The 2,817-nt window shown below is 55.2% G+C and carries 6 protein-coding genes; 1 reads left to right on the forward strand and 5 read right to left on the reverse strand.

Translation table 11 applies throughout. The features are described 5' to 3' along the window. The first annotated feature begins 3 nt into the window (after positions 1-3). Positions 4-372 carry a cupin domain-containing protein gene (locus D6877_RS12460; RefSeq protein WP_130910975.1) on the forward strand — a complete coding sequence of 123 codons (369 nt, stop codon included), beginning with the start codon at positions 4-6 and terminating at the stop codon, positions 370-372. Positions 373-384: 12 nt separating this feature from the next. Here D6877_RS12460 and D6877_RS12465 read toward each other — a convergent pair whose 3' ends face one another. The 5 genes from D6877_RS12465 to D6877_RS12485 form a co-directional block, all read right to left on the reverse strand. After that, the gene (locus D6877_RS12465; RefSeq protein ID WP_130910972.1) at positions 385-636 is read right to left on the reverse strand and encodes a hypothetical protein; all 252 of its coding nucleotides are present in this window, start codon (positions 634-636) and stop codon (positions 385-387) included. Continuing rightward, complete coding sequence (locus D6877_RS12470; protein ID WP_130910973.1) at positions 633-890, reverse strand: DUF6555 family protein; 258 nt, start codon at positions 888-890, stop codon at positions 633-635. Before D6877_RS12470 ends, D6877_RS12465 begins: the two co-directional genes overlap by 4 nt. A gap of 206 nt (positions 891-1,096) precedes the next feature. After that, positions 1,097-1,648 (reverse strand): ATP-dependent Clp protease proteolytic subunit, encoded by a 552-nt coding sequence (locus D6877_RS12475; protein ID WP_130910974.1) that lies wholly within the window; start codon positions 1,646-1,648, stop codon positions 1,097-1,099. A 97-nt stretch (positions 1,649-1,745) separates the two neighbouring features. Next, complete coding sequence (locus D6877_RS12480; RefSeq protein ID WP_130910976.1) at positions 1,746-2,096, reverse strand: general stress protein; 351 nt, start codon at positions 2,094-2,096, stop codon at positions 1,746-1,748. A gap of 469 nt (positions 2,097-2,565) precedes the next feature. Then, positions 2,566-2,742 (reverse strand): general stress protein, encoded by a 177-nt coding sequence (locus D6877_RS12485; protein ID WP_016774938.1) that lies wholly within the window; start codon positions 2,740-2,742, stop codon positions 2,566-2,568. Between the last annotated feature and the right edge of the window lie 75 nt (positions 2,743-2,817).

Raw genomic sequence — 2,817 nt, forward strand, 5'->3', positions numbered from 1 at the left:
TCCCTGACCGGCTTCGCCCATGCGGCGGATGCGCCGGCAACGAGCTGGCAGAAAGGCTTGAGCCGCACCGATCTGGTTCGCCAGGATCTCGGCGCTGACAATCGCGAAGTGATCCAGGCGCGTATCGATTTTGACGCTGGCGTCACTTCGCCTCGGCATGCGCACCCCGGCGTGGAAGTTGCCTACGTCATCAGTGGCACCTTTGAATATCAGCTCGAAGGAAGAGCGCCGGTGATACTCAAGGCCGGCGATTCGTTGTTCATTCCGGCGGGCGTCGCGCATGTGGCGAAGAACATTGGCAGCGAGAAAGGCGTAGAACTGGCCACTTACGTCGTGCCGAAAGGCGAACCGCTGCTGATCCTCAAGCCATGATGCGCAAATCCGCTATTTGGAGCGCGGTTTGCTCATCGCACGCTTGATGCGCATCCAGTCCTGAAAGGCCGCCGTTCGCTTGGCGTCGGCCAGAGCCTTGGCTTCGCTGAAACGGGCCCAGGCTTCAGGATTGTCCGTGTCGTCCTCGATGATTCTGTAAGCCGCTTCTTCGAGCAGATCGGCTTCGCGGAACATCGCGGCGTTTTCTGCCATCTCGTCATCCCAGGATCGGCCGAAACCGAACTTCAATGTGTGTTCTGTCATTTCACGTGATCCTCCTCCCAGACCAGAGGTACCGATTCTCGCCATTGCACCTCGGTCACGCCAAAGCGTTCCGCCATCGGTTTGGAAAAACGTTTCAACGGAGGTCGACCGGGGCGGGGAATGGGTGCGATACCCGCGTCGCAACTTGCCCACTGCCACGCTTCGGCATTGTTCATGTTTCTTGTGCGAATGACGAATGACCTGGGCTTTCCATGTAACAGGTACTCGATCACGTACAAATCCGCTCCGCTCATACATTTCCTCCGGCTGCTTAAGAAGAGGGATATCTGGCGAAATGAATAATTCAGAGAAATTGATGCGGGCGTGATGACCGGCTGGTTGGGCGCTTGGAGGGCCTGTACGGCGGGCTAAATCTGTACAAGTTCTGTCGAAATATCGATCGCTTAGAAGAGTGTGGAGACAGGAACGCGCCCGCTACGACGCGTTATTCAATCGGAGTTCAGGAGTAAATGCACGAGCAGACAAGGTCGGCATGAACTTCTGTGTTTTCAACTGCAGTGATCAGACCTGAATGCAAGGCTTCTTCAGGATTGATGATGCGTGGAGCTGCGGTCAGGTACTTCTCTGTCTCCAACGCGTTTTTCCCGTTAGTCGTACGTTCGGCGACGATCTGCGCGTAGAGGTGCAAGTCATAATCCAGGCTCATGGCGTATTCCGACATGCGCGAGTGATCGACTGAACCTTGCAGGTGCCAATGGAAAGGATGAAACAGAAACTTGCTGTGGGTGCAGGCGGTGCGGCGCTGGCCGGCGAGAAAGACAATATTGCCCATTGACTCGACCGTTCCCAGATTGTGCGTATGCACCGGAATTGGCAGGGCCAGCAGGAAGTTGTACATGGTGAAGCCGTAACTGCACTCACCGCCCATGGTGGCGATGTTGACGATGAGTCTGGGTGCATCTTCCTTTACGGCGAGCGAGGCTTTATCGATCAGTTGGCCGCACGTCGAGGCATTGATCGGGCCGGTGAAGTTGATGACATGAACAGGCATGGCGATTCCCTCGGCTGGTCAGGACTCCTAAGCAATAGCTGTAATTTCGCTTGAATGAAAGTGGGCAGGGGAGCCACGCTCCCCTGCACCCGGCGCATCAACTGTTGCGCCCGCCACCATGGCTGTTTTGACCACCTTTGTGTCCGGCTTCAGAGGCTTTTTCCCGATCGTTGGCGAAGTTCCCGCCGCTGCTCTGGCCGCCCTTGCTGCCGGCTTCGGACGCTCTGTCCCGGTCGTTGGCAAAATTGCCACCGCTGTTCTGGCCACCCTTGCTGCCGGCTTCGGAGGCGCGCTCAGGATCATTCTTGAAGTTGCCGCCACTGTTCTGGCCGCCCTTACTGCCGATTTCCTGATAGAACTCTTTGTCGTGCGAAGCCGAAGTGGCTTCACCACCTTTTTTTCCTGCTTCGTTAACTGACATGCTGCCTTGTTGTTTATCTTGTGCCATTTCAAACTTCCTCATTTCTCTGTATAGGCACATGGCGAATCAAGGATGCACAAACTGCGTGCCGTCGTTATTCGCCAAGTGCTCATAAAGTTTACTGATGTCGTTTGCGTTGGTTGGTCTGGCTTGTCTTGTAACTACAAGTTTGACCCTCGTGCTAAGAAGAGCGCTCATAAGTTGGCGTTGTATCCGGTGTTCGGGAGTTTTCAGAATTCACTGCCAATTCCCGGCGCTCATAACATTCCTGCTGAACGCTCTCCCTGTGCCTCGGACTGATCTGCTGTCGTTCAACACAAGGTGACACCGGTGGAATATCCGACTTCGTCACGTGCGAACTGCGCGCTGCTTCGGGATAAACTTCTGCTCCCTTGTTTCGTTGCACTTCGCCTCGTGCGAAATCTGTTGCCATGCTCATGATTGCGCTCCATCAGCTGATTTCAAAGGGCAGCGAGGCTGCCCTTGTACCGCTTGCTCAGGACTTGCGACCGCCGCCGTGGCTGTTTTGACCGCCTTTGCGGCCAGCCTCGGATGCTTTTTCACGGTCGTTGGCGAAGTTGCCGCCGGACGACTGACCGCCCTTCTTGCCGGCTTCAGATGCCTTTTCACGATCGTTTGCGAAGTTACCTGGATTTTTATTTCCTGTGGTCATGATAGCTCTCCGATATCAATTAACGTTTCGCTAGTTATGTCCGTTGTCGCACCGGACATCTACTCCGATTACGAG

This window comes from Pseudomonas sp. Sample_9, from assembly GCF_004307535.1.
Lineage (GTDB): Bacteria > Pseudomonadota > Gammaproteobacteria > Pseudomonadales > Pseudomonadaceae > Aquipseudomonas > Aquipseudomonas mercuritolerans.

Bases quoted from the DNA above. Each gene is read 5' to 3' on its own strand.
- D6877_RS12470 (WP_130910973.1), bottom strand. From the start codon at position 890: ATGAGCGGAGCGGATTTGTACGTGATCGAGTACCTGTTACATGGAAAG.
- D6877_RS12480 (WP_130910976.1), bottom strand. From the start codon at position 2,096: ATGGCACAAGATAAACAACAAGGCAGCATGTCAGTTAACGAAGCAGGA.
- D6877_RS12485 (WP_016774938.1), bottom strand. From the start codon at position 2,742: ATGACCACAGGAAATAAAAATCCAGGTAACTTCGCAAACGATCGTGAA.
- D6877_RS12465 (WP_130910972.1), bottom strand. From the start codon at position 636: ATGACAGAACACACATTGAAGTTCGGTTTCGGCCGATCCTGGGATGAC.
- D6877_RS12475 (WP_130910974.1), bottom strand. From the start codon at position 1,648: ATGCCTGTTCATGTCATCAACTTCACCGGCCCGATCAATGCCTCGACG.